At 51.2% G+C, this 19,021-nt stretch carries 17 protein-coding genes; 8 read left to right on the forward strand and 9 right to left on the reverse strand.

Features of this window, described 5'->3' with window-relative positions; genetic code table 11:
- Positions 1–63: 63 nt before the first annotated feature.
- Both parE and ACN0IC_RS03160 read left to right on the forward strand, forming a co-directional pair.
- A complete protein-coding gene (parE, locus tag ACN0IC_RS03155; protein WP_416877305.1) occupies positions 64–2,064 on the forward strand; it encodes a DNA topoisomerase IV subunit B in 2,001 nt (666 codons plus the stop codon).
- Positions 2,065–2,147: 83 nt separating this feature from the next.
- Entirely contained in the window at positions 2,148–2,474 is a 327-nt protein-coding gene (locus ACN0IC_RS03160; protein ID WP_416877306.1) for a hypothetical protein, read from the forward strand.
- Here the strand turns inward: ACN0IC_RS03160 and ACN0IC_RS03165 are convergent.
- Positions 2,471–2,980: a DUF2155 domain-containing protein gene (locus tag ACN0IC_RS03165; RefSeq protein WP_416877307.1), complete on the reverse strand. Its 510-nt coding sequence runs from the start codon at positions 2,978–2,980 to the stop codon at positions 2,471–2,473. The genes ACN0IC_RS03160 and ACN0IC_RS03165 overlap by 4 nt on opposite strands.
- The gene (locus ACN0IC_RS03170; protein WP_416877308.1) at positions 2,973–3,371 is read right to left on the reverse strand and encodes an NADH:ubiquinone oxidoreductase subunit NDUFA12; all 399 of its coding nucleotides are present in this window, start codon (positions 3,369–3,371) and stop codon (positions 2,973–2,975) included. The genes ACN0IC_RS03165 and ACN0IC_RS03170 overlap by 8 nt, the downstream gene beginning before the upstream one ends.
- A gap of 238 nt (positions 3,372–3,609) precedes the next feature.
- Between ACN0IC_RS03170 and ACN0IC_RS03175 the strand changes: the two genes are divergently transcribed.
- Entirely contained in the window at positions 3,610–4,518 is a 909-nt protein-coding gene (locus tag ACN0IC_RS03175; protein ID WP_416877309.1) for a pentapeptide repeat-containing protein, read from the forward strand.
- 109 nt (positions 4,519–4,627) lie between these two features.
- Here ACN0IC_RS03175 and aspS read toward each other — a convergent pair whose 3' ends face one another.
- The 4 genes from aspS to ACN0IC_RS03195 form a co-directional block, all read right to left on the reverse strand.
- Positions 4,628–6,451, reverse strand: coding sequence for an aspartate--tRNA ligase (aspS, locus tag ACN0IC_RS03180; protein ID WP_416877310.1), 1,824 nt, complete (start codon positions 6,449–6,451; stop codon positions 4,628–4,630).
- A gap of 147 nt (positions 6,452–6,598) precedes the next feature.
- Positions 6,599–7,081, reverse strand: coding sequence for a hypothetical protein (locus ACN0IC_RS03185; protein ID WP_416877311.1), 483 nt, complete (start codon positions 7,079–7,081; stop codon positions 6,599–6,601).
- A 140-nt stretch (positions 7,082–7,221) separates the two neighbouring features.
- The gene (locus ACN0IC_RS03190; protein ID WP_416877329.1) at positions 7,222–9,696 is read right to left on the reverse strand and encodes a DUF305 domain-containing protein; all 2,475 of its coding nucleotides are present in this window, start codon (positions 9,694–9,696) and stop codon (positions 7,222–7,224) included.
- A gap of 274 nt (positions 9,697–9,970) precedes the next feature.
- Positions 9,971–10,366: a MerR family transcriptional regulator gene (locus ACN0IC_RS03195; protein ID WP_416877312.1), complete on the reverse strand. Its 396-nt coding sequence runs from the start codon at positions 10,364–10,366 to the stop codon at positions 9,971–9,973.
- Between the two features lie 121 nt (positions 10,367–10,487).
- Between ACN0IC_RS03195 and ACN0IC_RS03200 the strand changes: the two genes are divergently transcribed.
- The 5 genes from ACN0IC_RS03200 to ACN0IC_RS03220 all read left to right on the forward strand — a co-directional run bounded on the left by ACN0IC_RS03200 (position 10,488) and on the right by ACN0IC_RS03220 (position 14,311).
- The gene (locus ACN0IC_RS03200) at positions 10,488–10,874 is read left to right on the forward strand and encodes a mercuric transporter MerT family protein (RefSeq protein ID WP_416877313.1); all 387 of its coding nucleotides are present in this window, start codon (positions 10,488–10,490) and stop codon (positions 10,872–10,874) included.
- A 12-nt stretch (positions 10,875–10,886) separates the two neighbouring features.
- A complete protein-coding gene (locus ACN0IC_RS03205) occupies positions 10,887–11,219 on the forward strand; it encodes a heavy-metal-associated domain-containing protein (protein ID WP_416877314.1) in 333 nt (110 codons plus the stop codon).
- A 3-nt stretch (positions 11,220–11,222) separates the two neighbouring features.
- Positions 11,223–11,432, forward strand: coding sequence for a mercury resistance system transport protein MerF (gene merF, locus ACN0IC_RS03210; protein ID WP_416877315.1), 210 nt, complete (start codon positions 11,223–11,225; stop codon positions 11,430–11,432).
- A 23-nt stretch (positions 11,433–11,455) separates the two neighbouring features.
- Positions 11,456–12,877 carry a mercury(II) reductase gene (merA, locus tag ACN0IC_RS03215; RefSeq protein ID WP_416877316.1) on the forward strand — a complete coding sequence of 474 codons (1,422 nt, stop codon included), beginning with the start codon at positions 11,456–11,458 and terminating at the stop codon, positions 12,875–12,877.
- Positions 12,878–12,952: 75 nt separating this feature from the next.
- On the forward strand, positions 12,953–14,311 hold the full coding sequence (locus ACN0IC_RS03220; protein WP_416877317.1) for a dihydrolipoyl dehydrogenase family protein: 1,359 nt from the start codon (positions 12,953–12,955) through the stop codon (positions 14,309–14,311).
- 236 nt (positions 14,312–14,547) lie between these two features.
- Here the strand turns inward: ACN0IC_RS03220 and clpA are convergent, their stop codons facing one another.
- The 3 genes from clpA to ACN0IC_RS03235 form a co-directional block, all read right to left on the reverse strand.
- Entirely contained in the window at positions 14,548–16,884 is a 2,337-nt protein-coding gene (clpA, locus tag ACN0IC_RS03225) for an ATP-dependent Clp protease ATP-binding subunit ClpA (RefSeq protein ID WP_416877318.1), read from the reverse strand.
- Between the two features lie 122 nt (positions 16,885–17,006).
- On the reverse strand, positions 17,007–17,363 hold the full coding sequence (gene clpS, locus ACN0IC_RS03230; RefSeq protein WP_416877330.1) for an ATP-dependent Clp protease adapter ClpS: 357 nt from the start codon (positions 17,361–17,363) through the stop codon (positions 17,007–17,009).
- A 73-nt stretch (positions 17,364–17,436) separates the two neighbouring features.
- Positions 17,437–18,783: an amidohydrolase family protein gene (locus ACN0IC_RS03235; RefSeq protein WP_416877319.1), complete on the reverse strand. Its 1,347-nt coding sequence runs from the start codon at positions 18,781–18,783 to the stop codon at positions 17,437–17,439.
- Positions 18,784–19,021 lie beyond the last annotated feature (238 nt).

Raw genomic sequence — 19,021 nt, forward strand, 5'->3', positions numbered from 1 at the left:
CTTGCCAGACGGCGCTGAGCCTTCATATTAAATCTGATTCACCGAATGTTCTGACTGAAACTTATGAGCAAATCCAAAGACGATTCCCTATTTGACGGCAAACAAGACGCCGCCAGTAAAAATTATTCCGCCAAGGATATCCAGGTCCTGGAGGGGCTCGAGCCTGTGCGCCTGCGACCGGGGATGTATATTGGCGGCACGGATGATCGGGCGCTGCATCATCTCTTTGCCGAGGTCATTGACAATTCCATGGACGAAGCGGTGGCCGGTCATGCCACAAGAATAGAAGTTGAACTGGAGGCGGATGGGTATCTTTCCATCTCGGATAATGGACGCGGCATTCCCGTGGATCCGCATCCGAAATATCCCAAGAGGTCTGCTCTCGAAGTCATTATGACCGAGCTTCACTCCGGCGGGAAATTCTCCTCCAAAGCCTATGAAACGTCCGGCGGCCTGCACGGGGTCGGCGTCTCTGTCGTCAACGCCTTGTCCGACCATCTGGAAGTTGAAGTGGCGAGAGACAAGCAGCTTTACCGCATGACGTTCCGGCGCGGCAAACCGGACGGGAAAATTGAAAAACTGGGACCCATCAATAACCGCCGAGGCACAAAAGTTCGCTTCCATCCTGATCCGGAGATTTTCGGGGCCAAAGCGCAATTCAAAGCCCCCCGCCTGTTCCGCATGGCCCGCGCAAAAGCTTACCTCGAACCCGGCGTCGAAATTCGCTGGAAATGCGCTGAAGAACTGGTCAAGCAAACCGACGATATTGAGGCCGAAGCGGTTTTTCATTTCCCCGGCGGCTTGGCGGATTTTCTGTCAGAGACCATTGGAAAAAAGGCCACAATTACGTCCGAGCTTTTTGCCGGGCGCGCCAAGAAAAAAGATGGTCATGGACGCGTCGAATGGGCCGTCACCTGGAGCCCTGAAGGCTTTGGCGAGGCTGACAGCTTTATTCGCTCCTATTGTAATACGGTTCCGACTCCCGAAGGCGGCACCCATGTGGCCGGCCTTCGCGCCGCCATTACCAAAGGCCTTCGCGCCTATGCCGATATTGCGGGCATGGGGAAAAAATTCAGCCATGTGCAACCGGATGACGTCATGTTCGGCGCCGGCGCGCTCGTCTCCGTCTTCATTTCCGACCCTGATTTTGTCGGCCAGACCAAAGATCGCCTGTCCAGCTCAGAGGCAACGAAACTTGTCGAAAATGCGATGCGCGATCAGTTTGATCACTATCTTGCCAGTTCCCCCAAAGATGCCAATTTGCTTTTGGAGTGGGCGATTGAACGCGCGGATGAACGCGTCAAACGCCGCAAGGCCCGCGACGTCAAACGCAAATCCGCCACGAAAAAGCTCCGCCTGCCCGGCAAACTCGCAGACTGCTCCCGTAAAGGATCAGATGACACCGAAATCTTTATTGTCGAAGGGGACTCCGCGGGCGGTTCGGCCAAACAGGCACGCTCGCGCGACACGCAGGCTATTCTGCCTCTAAAAGGGAAAATCCTGAACGTTGAATCCGCGACCATGGACAAGATTCAGCGCAATGCCGAAATCACCGATCTCTGTGTCGCTTTAGGAGTCGGTCTCGGCAAAAAGTTTGAAATGGATGACCTCCGTTATGAACGCATCGTCATCATGACTGACGCCGATGTGGACGGCGCGCATATTGCGGCGCTGCTCATCACCTTTTTCTATCGCTATACACCGGGCCTGATCGAGGAAGGCCGCCTGTTTATGGCGATGCCGCCGCTTTATAAAATGAGCGCCGGCGGGACGACCGCCTATGCGATTGACGACGCCCACCGCGAAGAGCTGATGAACACGGTTTTCAAGGGCAAAAGCAAAGTTGATATCGGACGCTTTAAAGGCCTCGGCGAAATGAACCCGAACCAGCTTAAATCCACGACAATGGATCCGAAAACCCGCACACTCGCTCGCATCACGATCGACCCCAGCGCCCTGCCCACAACAGAAGCCCTTGTCGAAACCCTGATGGGCAAACGCGCCGATTTGCGCTTTCAATATATTCAGGATCACGCGCAGTTTATTGAAGAGGTGGATGTCTAAAGCTTACCTCTCCAAGATTGGCCTTGCTAAGAATAGTACTGTCTTTAAAATTATCGTCGATAAGGCAGCTTCAAGGCCCAGTGATGACGTTTTTCAGAATCTTTCTCGCCGTCATATTTATAAGCTTACTTGCTTATACGCTGGTCACTATCAGTCAGCATGGATGGAATCTTCTCCCTATATTTTTCGGCGATATGAAAGCGATGACTTGGCCAGGTCAGTTTAATTTCGACTTTTTCGGCTTTTTGCTTTTATCCGGCCTTTGGGTCAGTTGGCGCAATCACTTCTCCGGCTTAGGACTTGCCCTTGGAGTATTGGCCGTCTTTGGCGGGATGCTATTTCTGTCAGCTTATCTATTTTATCTCAGCTTTAAGGCAGACGATTTAAAGATTTTATTGACTGGGTCCTAACGCCGCAAAGCGTCTTCCATCGCGCTCTCAGGCACCTGACATTCAATCACCCACACATCATAGACGCGGTGATCCAGCGCGCTGATGGCGGGGTCGGAGCCGAACATCCAGCCGGAGAAAATCGTTTTCTGCGCTTCTTCTTCTTCGTCCGAAGCTTCGACAATTTTGCCCTGCCCGTTTAGCTGCGTTTCTTTAATCTGAAGAAAGGCATAGGTTTCAGGAATTTCCGTAGGGGGCTTCTTCTCGCAATGACGAACCGCAATCGTCAGATTGCCATAGTCCAGCGTGTCACCGATTTTTACAGTGTAATCCTTCGTGGTGGCAGTCACTTTATCCAAAGTCCGCAAAACTACGGCGGTGCCAATCAAATTTTCAACTTCGTTCTTATCCGTATCATCTGTGTCTTGCGACAAGGCTGATCCCGCCATGATAAGGGAGAGGCAAAGCGTTAGAGACAGGGAGGCCTTTCTCAACAGGCTCTTTGATAGTCGACTGGACTCAGGCATCCGGCGACCAGGCCTCGTAATCCGCCGCAACCTTCTGGCGGTCTCCGCCGCGGTCCAAACTTCCTTTAGGCTTATAGGCGTGAAGCGTTCCGGTCATATTCGGGATATGCTCTTTTTCCCAGGCGTGAATCTTATATCCGTCTTCTGTCGGCGGGAGTTCGCTGGTATGGGTGAGCCAACCCTGCCAAGCGGCCGGCACGCGGGACGCATCGGCATAGCCGGTATAAGTGACCCAACGGCGTTTACGCCCGTCATAGGTCTCTTTTTTCTCTTCATAATAGATGTTGCCGAAATCATCTTCGCCGATTTTTTCTCCTCGGCGGCCAATCATGAGGTTGGTCCCGAAGGTCGAGCCGTTCCACCACGTAAACAGGCGTTTCAGAAAAGACATTTGCTGTGCTCACTTTATAGCTTGCGTCCAAGACGCGGTCTTTTGCGTCCAGGACGCTTAGGAGGCGTTATGCCCCTGCAGAGCGCCAAGGTAAAGCCGAGATGTGACTGAATTAGGGCCATCCTGCTGTGAAATTATGGTTTGACTGTGATGCGAATATCACAGGAGGCGAGAAACTACAGCACCTTACGACTTATTTAGTCTACCCTAGCCTTTCAGGGCTTTATACGGGCGGGTGATGAAACATTATACCTATATCCTGACCGGTTTGGTCTTTCTTTTCACCACGCCCGCTTTGTCTGCACAGGCGCAGATTCGGGTAGACGCGCGGATGCACGCCTCTTCGGGGTCCTGTTCCCAATGTGATCTATCAAATAAGCGCATGAACGGCGTGAAATTGAAAAACGCCGACTTTACCGGATCTATTTTTAACAATTCCAACCTGTCGGGCGGGCAGATAGACGGCTCGAACCTCACCGGAGCTCATTTCAAGAAAGCGCTTCTATACCGCATCGAAGGTCAGAAGGTGATGATGGATGAGGCGGTTTTCGAAGACGCCACCCTAACAGAGGCAAACGTCACGCAATCCGTTCTGCGTCAGGCAAACCTGCGACGGGCAGACCTGTCCCGCGGTCAGTTCCAGCAAAACGATTTTAGCGGCGCAGATCTGGAAAGCGTCAAAGCCCCTGACGTGAATTTCAAAGGGTCTATCTTTGAAGGGGCCCATCTGGATCATATGAATCTGGACAAAGCCATTCTGGATGAGTCCAAAATGAAAGGCGCAAGTTTTGGCTATGCCCTGATGTCCGAAGTTTCGCTGAAAGGAACCGATCTGTCCGATGCCAAACTCGCAAATGTTCAAGGCTTGAAACAGGAACAACTGGATCCGGCCTGCGGAAATATGAATACGGAGTTACCCAGCGGTCTTTCCATCTCATATTGCGAGGGGTCGCTCGACAAAGTTGCCGAGCACAATCATGACAATGTCGATCCAAAGTTCGTACAGGCGGCCATTCGGCTGGATCGCGCCATTAAAGATGTTGAATTTATTCTGGATGCAACCCCAAAGGAAAATGGCGCCATGCGTAAAAAGCTGGAAAGCATCCATTCCGATTTGGTCAGTTCCAAACGCGTGATCGAAAAATAATTATATAATAGCTTTTGTCATTCCGCGCGAAGTCGCGGAAGTTCGAAAGTAGGGTCTTCATTGGCCGAACTCCTGCGCAAGTATTGCGCAGGATGACAAATCGGCTTGGTTATTTCTGCTCGACCACAGGCACGAGCTTAAGATTCAGCTCTTTCAACTGAGCCGGATCAGCTTCGCCAGGGGCGTTCATCATCAAATCTTGCGCCTGACCGTTCATCGGGAAAAGGATCACGTCGCGAATGGTGTTCACACCCGCGAGCAGCATGACAATACGGTCAACGCCGGGAGCGATCCCGCCATGCGGCGGCGCGCCATATTTAAACGCATTGATCATGCCGGCGAATTTATCTTCGACCACTTCCGGCCCATATCCGGCCATTTCAAAGGCCTTATACATGATTTCCGGTTTATGGTTCCGGATCGCGCCGGAGGATAGCTCCACACCGTTACAGACGATATCATATTGATAGGCCAGAATATCGAGCTGCTTTTCAACCGTATCGGCGGCCTTGAGCACTTCCATTCCGCCTTGCGGCATGGAAAACGGGTTATGCGAGAAATCGACCTTTTTATTATCTTCGTCCCATTCGAACATCGGGAAATCGACAATCCAGCAGAATTTAAATCCGGCCTTTTCATCAATCAGATCAAGGTCAGCGGCAACCTTATTCCGCGCCGCGCCGGCGAGCTTATAAGCGTCGCCTTTCTTGCCGGCAGAGAAGAAAATACCGTCGCCTGCGCCGAGGCCCATTTTTTCGAGGAGCGATTTCAAATGCTCCGGCTCGAAGTTTTTAAGAACAGGATCTTGGGAATCAACGCCGCCGCCCTCTGCCTCTTTCAAGCGGGCATAGCCGAGGCCCGGCGCCTGCATTTCTTTCTTCGCCCATTTATCCAGATTATCAAAGAATTTGCGGGACTGGTTTGCCGCCGCCTGCGGAGCCGGAATCGCGATAACCTTCCCGCCGCCTTTTGTAATCTTGGCAAAAATACCAAAGCCGGTTTTAGACTCGTCCGTGAAGAATTCGGACACATCGGTCAGCTCAAACGGAATACGCAAATCCGGCTTGTCAGAGCCGTATTTCTCCATGGATTCCTTATAGGGAATACGCGGGAACGGGGTCTGAACTTCGCGGCCATCGGCGAATTCTTCGAACACGCCCGCCATGACAGGCTCAATAGCGTTAAACACATCTTCTTGCGTGACAAAGCTCATTTCCACATCAAGCTGATAGAACTCACCCGGTGAGCGGTCCGCGCGCGCGTCTTCGTCGCGGAAACACGGCGCGATCTGGAAATAACGGTCAAAGCCCGCCACCATCAAAAGCTGTTTAAACTGCTGCGGCGCTTGCGGCAGCGCGTAAAATTTGCCCGGGTTCAAACGGGACGGCACGAGAAAATCGCGCGCGCCTTCGGGCGAACTGGCCGTCAGGATCGGCGTCTGGAATTCGGTAAAGCCTTGGTCAATCATGCGGCGACGCAGCGAATTAATCACCTGACCGCGCAGGATAATATTCTTATGCAATGTCTCGCGGCGCAGATCCAGATAGCGGTGCTTCAGACGGATATCTTCGGGATATTCCTGCTCGCCAAACACTGGCAGAGGCAAGGACTCAGCCTGGCTTTCGATATGGAAGGTTGCGGCGCGAAGTTCGACCTCGCCCGTCGGGATTTCAGCGTTTACCGCCTCCTTATCACGCGCCAGAACTTCGCCTGTGATAGTAATAACGGATTCGGACGGGCAACGCTTGGCCGCCTCGTAAAACTCGACATCCGGATAGATAACGACTTGCGTCAGTCCGTAATGGTCGCGCAGGTCAATGAACAAGGCATTGGCATGTTCACGTTTACGGTGAACCCACCCGGAAAGTTTGGCGGTCTCGCCGACATGGGACTGGCGTAATTCACCGCAAGTATGGCTACGGAAAGCGTGCATTTCTGACTCCTCAGCCCGTCTTCAGGGCTCTTGAGGCGCAAGACGGAGAAACGGTCCGCCGCGCCGGGTTAATGTGTGCGGGGACATCGGGAAAATCGGGCGAAAAGTCAAGTAGGCTTGGCGGTTGAGAAAGCTTACTCTTTGCTTTCAATTCTCCTGCATAGAGGAATATATCAATTCTGAATCCGAAAAAATTTTGGCGAGGACATAGCTATCTGTTTGCTCTAGGCTATCTATGACTTGTCTTAAGTTTATTCTTTTTTGTTCAAATTGGTTTTCATTCAAACCGAATCTAGCGGCGAGAATTTTAACATCAATGCGATCCCAGTCATGATACAACAAAATAACTAATTGAGATATATCATCCGAAACATGAAAGCTATCAACGGGACCTGGTGAGACTCCATAAGGGATAATTTGAATTCCAGCCGCTTCAAATGCGTCTTCTAAAATTTCGACTCTTTGTTTGGGACTGTGGTTTGTAATATCCAAGATATACGTATCGCTCGCCACCGTTTTATATTTAAGGGCTGTTTTGTAGCCTAAGCCGTAATAATAAAAGGCTGCAATAACACAAAAAATTATACCTATAATAAGACTAAAAACGAGAGTAAGGCGCCAATTCGTCATGTTATATTTTAAAACCTTACAATTGCCCCCTCGAGTTAGAACAATGCTAAATAAAATTTTACCTTATAGCAGTTTTGATATTTTTTGAAAAACACCCCGGCGCCGAGCTCAAATCAGAACAAGGCGCCGGTAAAGGTTTCTTAATTCAGTCTCTCTGCAATGGCCTTTAATGAATTGCCAAGAGCTGTTTTTTTCTCATTTTCTGCGGCATTTGGACCATCTTTTTCAAGGCTCGCCGCCAGTGATTCAAGCGCTTCCGACAATTCGGCATCACTCTCACCCGAATTCAGTTTAACCCTTGCCTTGTCCAGAGCCGAGGTCATTTCCGTCATCATGTCCGACGACATCATCTCTTCGCGTTCCAGCTGATCGATATAGGCCAGCGCCACTACGGGGTCAGCGGGCCAGGTGACAGAGAATTGCTGTTGCGGGTTAAAGACGCCGCCCTGATTGGCCAGGCTCGCCGCCGCAATCTCGTTTTCGCTCAGATATTCACTGGGCAGGAGAGAGAGGACGTCCAGTCCGCGGGCAATTTCTGTCCCGTATATTTTCCCGTCATACCAATAGGTTGACCAATAGCCGCCCAGCACAAGTTTGTCTTCATGGATAGGCCCGCGGTCAAAATAGGCAATTTCGACCGGGTTGGCTGAGTCCGTGAAATCAATGACGGACAAACCGCCCTGATACCAGGCCTGCGCGAAAATATCGCGGCCCGGAACCGGAATAATGGAGCCGTTATGGGCCACACAGTTTTCTGAGTCCGTTTGCGGAGCGGGCATTTTGTAATAGCCCTTAAACTCCAATTCCCGGTTATTGATGTCGTAAATGGCATCTGCGCCCCAGTCTTTCGGGTCATAGGCCCGGCAACGGGCCCGGCTGCCGCCGCCCCACTCATCGGTGAACAGAACCTTGCTGCCGTCATTATTGAACGTCGCGGAATGCCAATAGGCAAATCCCTTATCCACGACCTCATCTATCCGTGTTGGCTTGAGAGGGTCGGAAATATCAAAGATAATTCCATTCCCTGAGCAAGCCCCGGCCGCGAGATTGGCTTCCGGAAAGACGGTAATGTCGTGGCACTGATTGGTTTGGCGCGTTTCCTGCGTATCCTCCCCGTGATCGCCGCCCTGCCATAGACCGGCCAATCGGCCCGTTTCCGGGTCGGCAAAGACGGCGGGGCTGTCTACGATGCGCGCTTTTGACGGATCCGCCACGGGAATTTCGATAACATCAATTCGGAACAGGGCCGTGCGGTCATCGCCCGGAATATTGCCAATACAACCGGCGAGTTCTTCTTCGTCGCGGACCGAAGACGTCCCGGAATTATAGACGATGATTTTATCTTCATCACTCGTCACGACAGAATGGGTGTGAGAACCGCGACAGGTCTGAACCTGTCCGACCTGAACGGGCGCGGTCCAGTCACTGACATCGAAAATGCGCAGTCCGCGAAAGCGTTCGTCGCTCACATCCTGGTTAATGCCCTGCAGACCGCAATCCACACGGCCCCGGGTTTGCTCGACGGACATGATCAAAAGATCGCCGACAATCGAGACATCCCCCTGCCCGCCCGGACAGACAACGGAACTCAGTAATTTCGGAACGCCGTCGTCCTGAAGTCTATAGGCGTTAAAGCCGTGATAGCTGCCTGCCACCATCACATCGCCTGAAAACGCCATATCGGTATTGGAGAAGCTCAGCAAAGGCGACCGCTCGCCCCATTGTGTATCTTCATTGCTCTGGCCGTTATCCCGGCCTTGTGTCTCATCAGACATATTGGCTTCACCGGACATGTCAGCCTCATCGGACTTTTCCGCCATGTCCACGGAGTCAGACGCCTCTTCAGCCTCTTTTTCTTTTTTGGGCTTTATCGGCGGCAATCCGGACGGGTTTTTCGGATCAAAAAATCCAGCCGGTTTGGGTAAGGAGGCGACGAGTTTCAGATTCATCGACGCCTGTCCCGCATCTTCAAACCCCGGAGATAAGGTCGCGCGCGGATCGGTTGAGAGACTGCCGAGCACGGCGTTCATCCGTTCGATTTCGGCGATCTGATCTGTCCTCACATCGGAAATGAACTCATACAGAACCGGATCATAGGCAGACCCCGGCTGATCGGTGAGGTCATCCACCATGGTGACCGCGCCTTCGTGATGCTCAATCATCAATTCCAGAAAGAGGCGATCAAATTCGGTCGACTCTGCATCCGCCAAAGCTTTCAACTGTTCGGGCGTCGCCATGCCCTCCATCATGCCATGGTCATGCATTGACCCCATCGTGCCATGATCCATTTTGGGCGGCGTGAGTCCCTCGCCCCGGTCACTCAGCCAGCCTTGCATGAACTCGATCTCATCCGCCTGAGAGGCATCAATCCGCCCCGCCACATCGCGCAATTCCTCTTTATTCGTCCGGCCTTCGACCAGCGCCGCCATCTCAACCGCCTGAGCGTGATGAATAATCATATTCTGCATGAACAGAACATCGTCCAGAGAATAGCTCGTATCGGCAATATCAGTGGCTTCCTCGGCGCTGAGCGTGCGGGCGGACTGGCCCGGCGCGCCGGGTTGAACAATAGGGGCGTCCTGCGCCGCGGCAACACTCGCCAGGCTGGTCATCATGACAGTGAGAGACCCAAAAGCGAGGGTCCTGGCGAAAGTGTGAGAAAATGTGGTCAATGAATTGGCTCCTTGAAAATTATTATACGGCGGCCGCCGGTCTTTATTAGAAAAACAGGTTATCAGATAACATTGCACAAGGGAAAGGGGTAACGTGCGAATTTCCTAAGGCGCGGGGGTAGGCCGGTTTACGGGATTAGCGGACATTAAATTCATAGAAAATGTCTAGCTACATTATGTTGAGTAGTTCCAATTTTAACAATCGTAGTTTTGAACACTAAAGCGTATCATTAACCAACGCTTCGATTATTGGACAGTCTGGTGTGTCGCCTTTTCCGCATTCATTCGATATTCTGGTCAATGTATCTTCAAGCAATTGAAGGTCTGAAATCTTTTTTGACACAGAGTTGAGGTGAGTAGTTGTCAAGGCGTGAATGTCGCCACAGGTGTAGTCATTAGCATCGACCATTGACAATAGATTGCGAATTTCTTCTATCGAAAACCCCAATTCACGGGTCCGTAGAATAAATCTCAATCGAGACTGATCGTCTTTTGAATAAACTCTATGTCCGGCCGGAGTTCTGTCCGGCGCATGTAATATCCCGATATTTTCATAGTACCGAATAGTCTCAATATTACATCCTGATAACTTCGCTAACTCACCTCGTTTCATCGCATCTCTCTTTTTTGTGAACGCATAACTGATTTAATCGCTTGAACCTGTAGTTAGTACAGGGCGTACAAAGCTCAAAGCAGAATATTGAAGTGCACTACGCTAGATTTAAAGGTTGCCGATGAACCGTACCAAGCAATTTCGCTCAGAACCGCAACGGTCTATCCGGAGACGCCGGCTGTTTGCTACAGGCGGCGTCGTGGGCGCACTACTCGCCTCGTCCTGCTGTATCGTGCCGCTCATTCTTATCAGCATGGGGGTTTCAGGGGCGTGGATTGGTAACTTCACCGCGCTGGAACCGTACAAACCTATCTTTGTTGGAATCGCGGTTTTGTTTATTGGAGCGGGGTTTTGGCACGTCTATTTCAAGAAAACCGATACCTGCGAAGACGGAAGTTATTGCGCGAAACCCCAATCCTCCCGCCTCACCAAACTTGTATTATGGCTGGCGACCTTCGCAGTAATATTAGCTCTGACCATCGATTATTGGGCCCCCTTATTTTACTAGAAAGGTAATATAATGATTAAAACTCTTTTGATTTTAACGAGCATCGCCGCCTTGGTAGCAGGAGCGGTTGCAGTTAGTAGCGATACACTCATGACCGCGAACGCTCAAACTCAAGTGGTGGCGACAGAGGCCAGTTCATCTTTTGCAATTGATAAAATGACCTGTGCCACATGTCCAATCTCGGTCAAGAAAGCCATGAAACGCGTTGACGGTGTTAAATCAGTGGAAGTCGATTATAAAACCAAAATCGCAACCGTTGTTTATGACCCGTCAAAAACGACGCCCACGGAAATAGCGGCAGCCTCCACTGACGTTGGGTATCCGGCAAATGAAGTGACGAGCTAGAGCATGAAAACTCGCTCATTGCTGGGTGTCGGCCTTATCGGGACGATTGTCGCCGCTCTGTGCTGTTTTACACCCGTCCTTGTCGTGCTCTTCGGCATTGTCGGCTTATCAGCGCTAACTGGCTATATAGATTACGTCCTTTTACCGGCCCTTGCCCTCTTCGTCCTTTTGACGATTTACGCCCTATGGCGACGTCAAAAGAACTCGAATTAATTATATTCTAAAAAGGAAATTACATGTCAGATTGCAGCGCCGTGGGCGAAGAAAATTCGTTTGACCTTATCATTGTCGGGGCCGGTTCCGCAGGGTTCTCTGCTGCCATTACCGCCGCCGAACTGGGGAAAACTGTGGCTGTTATTGGCGGAGGCACGATTGGCGGCACATGCGTTAATGTCGGGTGCGTCCCGTCAAAAACCATGATCCGCGCAGCCGATGTCATGCATGCCAGTTCTGCGGCAAAACGTTTTAACGGGGTCAGCGCAGACGCAAAACTTGATAGCTGGGGGGATGTTATGGCCCATAAAAATAAACTCGTCTTGGAGTTACGTCAGGCCAAATACGCCGATTTATTACCGCAATATGAGACCCTCAAATATATTGAAGGTATGGGAAAACTTGTGAGCGGCGGTGTGGCCGTTGATGGAAAGCTTTATATATCTAACAAAATCATCATCACTACAGGATCACATTCGCATCTTCCGCTTATTCAAGGCATTCAAAACGTCCCGCATTTGGATAGCACGAGCGCACTTGACCTGCCTGAACTACCGAAATCCATGATTGTCATTGGCGCTGGCGTAATTGGTTGTGAGTTAGGACAGATGTTTGCTCGCATGGGAACAAAAGTAACGCTACTCTGTCGGTCAAGGGTTCTCCCGGGTGCAGAACCAGAAATTAGCGAGGCGCTTACCGGATACCTAAGAGATGAAGGCATTCAAGTGCACTGCGGCTCTGTCTATGAATCCATAAAATCCGACGGTGAAATCTGCCTGAGTTATCAATACAAGGGTGAAGTCCGGCAGTTACGTGCGGAGCAAGTTTTACTGGCAACCGGGCGTAAAGCCAATACGGCTGGTCTCGGACTTAAAGAAATAGGCGTTAAATTGGCCAAAAACGGCGGTATCATTGTCGATGATTCCATGCAGAGCAATATCCCTGGAATATATGCAGCGGGCGACGTCACAGGACGAGACGAATATGTCTATATGGCAGCTTATGGAGCCAAGCTCGCAGCGCAAAACGCCATAAATGGGAATACCAAAACATATAATAATAATACGATGTCTGCGGTCGTTTTTACCGATCCAAATTATGCAACTGTCGGCCTTACGGAAGCACAAGCGCGGGCAAAGGGAATAGAAGTTAAAACCTCAACGCTTGATCTCAAACATGTCCCACGGGCTTTGGCCGCGCGTGATACGCGCGGCTTAATCAAACTCATCGCCGACGCGCTTGATGGCAAGTTGCTTGGCGCGCATGTTCTGGCACCTGAAGGCGCTGATACGATACAAACCGCTGCGCTTGCAATAAAAACAGGTATGACTTTCAATGCACTCGGAGAGATGATTTTCCCCTACCTGACCACCGTAGAGGGGTTGAAGCTAGCGGCGCAGACTTTCGATAAGGATGTCACCAAGCTTTCATGCTGTGCGGGTTAATTCAATCTCGGACGAATAAAGGACGATCGTTTGTCATGGGCCAAGGACTTAATGCTATAGAAAAGAGGACGTAAAATGCAAATTCAAAAGTTTGACCTTATTGTTTTGGGCGTTGGTATGGCGGCTGTTAACGCGGCAAATAAATGCGCGTCAGCTGGCTGGAAAGTGGCCGTCATAGATGAGCTGCCTTATGGCGGGACATGTGCATTAAGGGGATGCGATCCCAAAAAAATGTTGAGGCGTGGCGCCGAAATAATTGATGCCGCAACTTTGATGAAAGGCAAAGGGATTGAGGCCGGCAATCTCGCGATTAATTGGTCGGGCCTGCTTGCATTCAAGCGCACTTTCACTGAAAAAATGCCCCCAAAAATAGAATCTGGTCTTGATAAAAAAGGGGTTACCACACTGCACGGAAATGCAAAATTTGTCGCTGAGAACGTCATTGAAATTGACGGCGAAACCCGTTTGGAAGGAAAAAATATACTCATTGCAACAGGTGCGAAGCCTCGGGAAATGAGCATGCCGGGCGCAGAATATCTTACTGAAAGCACTGAGTTCTTAGAATTGGAAATTCTTCCTAAAAAAATCATTTTTGTTGGCGGCGGGTTTATCTCATTTGAGTTCGCCCATATCGCAGCTCGGGCTGGCAGTGATGTTTATATTATCGACCGCGGTGAGCGGCCCCTCAAAGGTTTTGAGGTTGCCCACGTAAATAAATTGCTGAAGCGAAGCGCAGAGGCCAGGATTAATTTTACTCCGCTAGCCAATCTCGTGTCTATAACCCCACAAGGTGACGGGTATTCAGTAGTATTGGATACTGACGGCAAGCAGCGAAGCCATACAGCTGACCTGATCGTGCATGGTGCGGGACGAACTCCCGCTATTGATAACCTTGATTTGGATAAGGCTGGTATAGAGTTCGGCACTCACGGTGTCGCGGTTAATGATTATCTCCAAAGCAAATCCAACCCTGCAGTTTATGCGGCAGGAGATGCCGCCGATACAAAAGGCTTACCCCTTACGCCTGTTGCTGTATTTGAGGGTAAGGTCGCTGCCTCAAATATGATGAGGGGTAATCACATTAAACCCGATTATAATGGTGTGCCAACAGTCGTATTTACAATTCCCGAATTGGCACGCGTTGGGATGACGGAAGAAGAAGCAAAAGCGGCTGGCTATAAGCTTCGGATTGCCACGAACGACACAAGCAACTGGTATTCTAATCTTAGAATAGGAGAAACTTGCGCAGCAACTAAGGTCATTATCGATGATGAAACCGATAAAATATTAGGCGCGCACCTTCTAGGGCCCGAATATGCTGAAATTATCAATTTTTTTAGTCTCGCTATTCGGCTTCAGTTAACGGCGAGTGATTTGAAAAAGATGGTGAGTGCTTATCCGAGCGTCGGCTCTGATTTAGGATCGATGTTGTAATCAGAATGAATATAACGGTATAATTTTTCCAAACTTTAGTTGCTCAAAAATATCGGTTTTAAAATTACTGCAACTAAATGTCCACTTCGGGGATTAAACCGCAAAATTTCTCCCATTGAGAAATGATTTAACCTATTAAAAAGCCCGCCGAGAGGCGGGCTTTTTGTTGTGAATTATCCGAGGCGGTGTCGCCTCGGCGCTTTGCTCACATCAATCCGGTGGATTGATGTCGGGCGTTAAGCGTCTTCTTTCGGATTATCCTCCGGAGACGGGAGGCCCTTGGATTTATCCGGGCCGGACAGGCCCTGCTTGGCGGGCGGGACGATTTTGAAGGTCAGTTTTTCCTTCTTCTTGTCCACGCCGACTTTGACCAGGCCGCCATTTTTCAGCTTGCCGAACAGGATCTCATCCGCGAGCGGCTTTTTGATATGTTCCTGTATGGTGCGGGCCAGAGGGCGGGCGCCGTAGCGCTTGTCATAGCCTTCATTGGCGAGCCAGAGATTGGCCGCTTTGGACAGGTCAAATTCGATCTTGCGGTCGGCGAGTTGCGCCTCGAGCTGAATAACGAATTTGTCCACGACCTTGGCGATATCTTCAGGCGTCAGCGCCGCAAAGGAGACCACAGCGTCAAGGCGGTTACGGAATTCCGGCGTGAAGCGGCGTTTGATCGCCTCTTCCTGCTCGTCTTCCTTCAGACCGCGTCCGAAGCCAATTCCGGCCTTCGCCGCATCCGCTGCGCCGGCATTGGTCGTCATGATGACGATGACATTGCGGAAATCGACCTTGCGGCCATTGGCGTCTGTCAGGAAGCCGTTATCCATCACCTGCAACAGGATATTGTAAATATCCGGATGGGCTTTCTCAATCTCGTCGAGCAGCAAAATGCTGTGCGGGTTCTGGTTTACGGCATCGGTCAGAAGTCCGCCCTGGTCATATCCGACATAGCCGGGAGGCGCCCCGATAAGGCGCGACACGGTATGCCGTTCCATATATTCGGACATGTCAAAACGCAGCAGTTCCAGACCCTGCGTCATGGCAAGCTGTTTGGCGACTTCGGTTTTCCCGACGCCTGTGGGTCCGGCGAACAGATAAGTGCCAATCGGCTTATCGGGTTCGCGCAGTCCGGCGCGGGCGAGTTTGACCGCAGAGGTGACCTGCTCGATCGCCTTATCCTGACCAAAGACCATACGTTTCAGATCCATAGAGAGGGATTTGAGCGCCTTTTCATCATCCCGCGAAATGGATTTCGGCGGAATGCGGGCAATCTTGGCAATGACAGATTCGATTTCCTTGATATCGATCTTTTTCTTGCGCTTGGCCTCTTCAACCAGACGCGTCCGCGCGCCTGCTTCGTCGATAATATCAATTGCCTTATCCGGTAATTTCCGGTCCGTTATATGACGCACAGACAGGTCAACCGCGCCCTGAAGAGCGGCAGCGGTATATTTCACATTGTGAAATTCCTCGAAATAGGACTTCAGCCCCTGAAGGATTTTCACAGCGTCTTCCGGCGTCGGCTCGGACACGTCGATTTTCAGGAAACGGCGGGACAGCGCCCGGTCTTTCTCGAAATGCTGACGATATTCCTTATAGGTCGTGGAGCCCATGCAGCGCAGTTTCCCGCTTTGCAGAGCCGGCTTGAGCAGGTTGGAGGCGTCCATCGCTCCGCCGCTCGTAGCGCCGGCGCCGATGATGGTGTGAATTTCGTCGATGAACAAAACCGCGCCGGGTGTGTCCTGCAATTTGTTCACAACCGCTTTCAGGCGTTCCTCGAAGTCACCGCGATAACGCGTGCCCGCCAGGAGCGCGCCCATATCGAGCGAGTAAATTGTCGCGTCCAGGAGGACATCCGGCACTTCTTCATTGACAATGCGGCGTGCAATACCCTCAGCGATGGCCGTTTTACCTACGCCGGGATCGCCCACGAGAAGCGGGTTGTTCTTGCGGCGGCGGGACAAAACCATGATGCAGCGCTCCACCTCTTCATCGCGGCCGATAAGCGGGTCAATATTGCCCTCTTTCGCCTTTTTATTGAGGTTGACCGTATATTCCTGCAACGGGTCTTTCTGCTTGGCGTCCTCGCCGTCCATCTCTTGCCCAGCGCCCAAAATCGGCTTGGACACATTCGCGTCGCCGTTTTTGGAAATGCCGTGGCTGATATAGTTCACAGCGTCATAGCGCGTCATATCCCGCTCCTGCAGGAAATAGACCGCGTGGGATTCGCGCTCGGCAAACAGAGCCACCAGCGCATTGGCGCCCGTGACTTCTTCGCGGCCCGAAGACTGCACATGTATGACGGCGCGCTGAATCACCCGGTGGAATCCGGCCGTCGGGCGCGCTTCCTCGAAATCGTCCACGACAAGCGAGGCAAGATCTTCATCAAGATATTTCGCAACATCGGTGCGAAGAGGTTCAATATCCACGTCGCACGCCTTGATGACGGCGGCGGCGTCTTTGTCATCCAACAACGCAAGCAGCAAATGCTCCAGCGTGGCCAATTCGTGTTTACGATCCGTGGCCAGCGTCAAGGCGCGGTGAATGGTGTCTTCCAAGACTGGAGAAAATGAAGCCATTTAATTTTCCTTCCTTCTGATAACCAGATTTGGGGAGGGTCAATCCGAAATCAAGGCATATATATGTCGAAGCTGCTTTACGTTTTTGTGAGCCATTTATGCCTCGTGGCTCATTTTAAAGGTCAAACTTTCTCAAGCGTGCACTGCAAAGGGTGCTGATTGCGTTTTGCCGCATCCATGACTTGCGTCACTTTTGTTTCAGCCACTTCGAAAGTATATACGCCGCAGGTTCCCATGCCGGATTGATGGACTTGCAACATAACCTGCGTGGCCTCTTCCTGCGTTTTTTTAAAAATCCCCATCAGGATGGAGACCACAAATTCCATCGGCGTGTAGTCATCATTCATCAAAAGCACGCGATACATGGACGGTTTTTTTGTCTTTGGCCGGACTTTCGTCGCAACGCCGCGTTCTGGCGCGTCGCTGTCGTCGTCATTGCCTGCGCCGTCTTCGGGCCCGGCAAGCCAATAGGGAATCATCTCTGTCATTCCATATAATGTAAGGCGTCTCTGTGAATTTGCAAAGGGCCGGAGTGCGCAAGAGATGGGGATGTTATGGTCTGGCGCGGGCTTCAATCGCCGTCAGTTCGGCCTCTATTTCCTGACGGGAAAGCCATGTGCCTCTGACCATGACGCCAGCGGGTGACTTCAAATTATCAAGATCGTCCAGAGGACTGCTTTCCAGTAAAATCAGATCGGCGCGCATATTCGGGGCTATGGTTCCAAACTGGTCAACGTCTTTGAAATACGCCCCGATGGCAGATGTGCCGCTTCTTAAAATATCCATGTTCTTCAGACCGGCCGCCTCCATAGCGTCAATTTCATGGTGAATGGAAAACCCCGGAACGCTGAAAAGCTGCGGCGCATCTGTTCCAAACAGAATTTCAACGCCCTCCTCTTGAAGAATCTTCAGCAGTTTAAGGCGGTTCTGCTCATGGATTTGCGGATCTCCTTCGGTGAGAAACCCGATCCGGTCGCGCCAGCTCTGGACGACATCAGGTCGAATATATTTTAATTCATCATATTGATTTAGATCGTCCAGACTCCCGGCCCCGATCAGAGTTTTCCAAAGCGCAGAGGTTGGCACCACTCCGACATTTGCATTTTTTGTTTTGCGGGCAATTTCGCGGAAGTCTTCATCGGAAATCAGTTTCGAAAACCCGTCGAGATACGCCATATAACCATCCAGATGGTCCAGCGTTCGTTGCCCGGCGACCAGAGAATGGATCAGTCCAACGTCCTCTGGCACATGGCCTCCAAAATCGATTTCGAGTGCTTTGGCCCGCAAAGCCATGGCGTCATATTCCTCGCGGGTCAGACCGGGATGGACTTTCAGCAAATCCCACCCCTCGGTGACCTGAGATGTGACGGACTTCTCTGCCTCCTCTGGTGATGAAATGCTGTTTCCGTTAAAGCTGGGACCGGCCAGATAAAGCGTCGGAGAGAGGCGCGCGCCGGACTTGGCGTCTTCGCGTAATTGCAACTGCCCCGGCGACCCCAACATGCCCCGAACAGTTGTGACGCCATTGGAAAGATACAGAAAAAGCGTATCATTGACCTGTTGCTCGCCTTGCGACAACGGCGGAATATGGCCGTGCATTTCCCCGAAACCGGGCATAAGGAAACGCCCTTCGCCGTCAATCAGGATTGCGCCGTCGGGAATATCTGTCGTCTCCGCATCTGAAACGCTCAGAATTCTGTCGCCTGAAATTATAACGGTCTGATTGTCCAAAACATTCAGACCGTTGGAGGTCTGGCCATCCATCGGCAGAACGGACACATTCACAAAAGCCGTCACAGCGCCGTCCTGCGCCAGGGCAGAAGGGCCAGACAAAAACAACACCGTCAAAACGCCAAGGCTGATAATATTGAGTAATGACAGGATTGTGCGGCGTAACATTCTGACCCCCGAGTTATAAATTATAATCCAAACTTACCCATTCTGCACCTGAAAACCAGTGACATTTTCTTTAGAGAGTTCGTCAGATTGAGAAAGATCCCCACCTTTCCCTTCAAAAACCCAAGCCCTTTCAACCTCTTATAAAAAAACCAAGAGATAGATCCTCACTTTCCCTTTTGCCCTTATATTCAGAATTGTTCTTTTGCTCATGGACAGGAAGACGTCACCTTCTGGAGTA

Origin of the sequence: Litorimonas sp. (assembly GCA_029936425.1) — a bacterium.
Taxonomy (GTDB): domain Bacteria; phylum Pseudomonadota; class Alphaproteobacteria; order Caulobacterales; family Maricaulaceae; genus Litorimonas.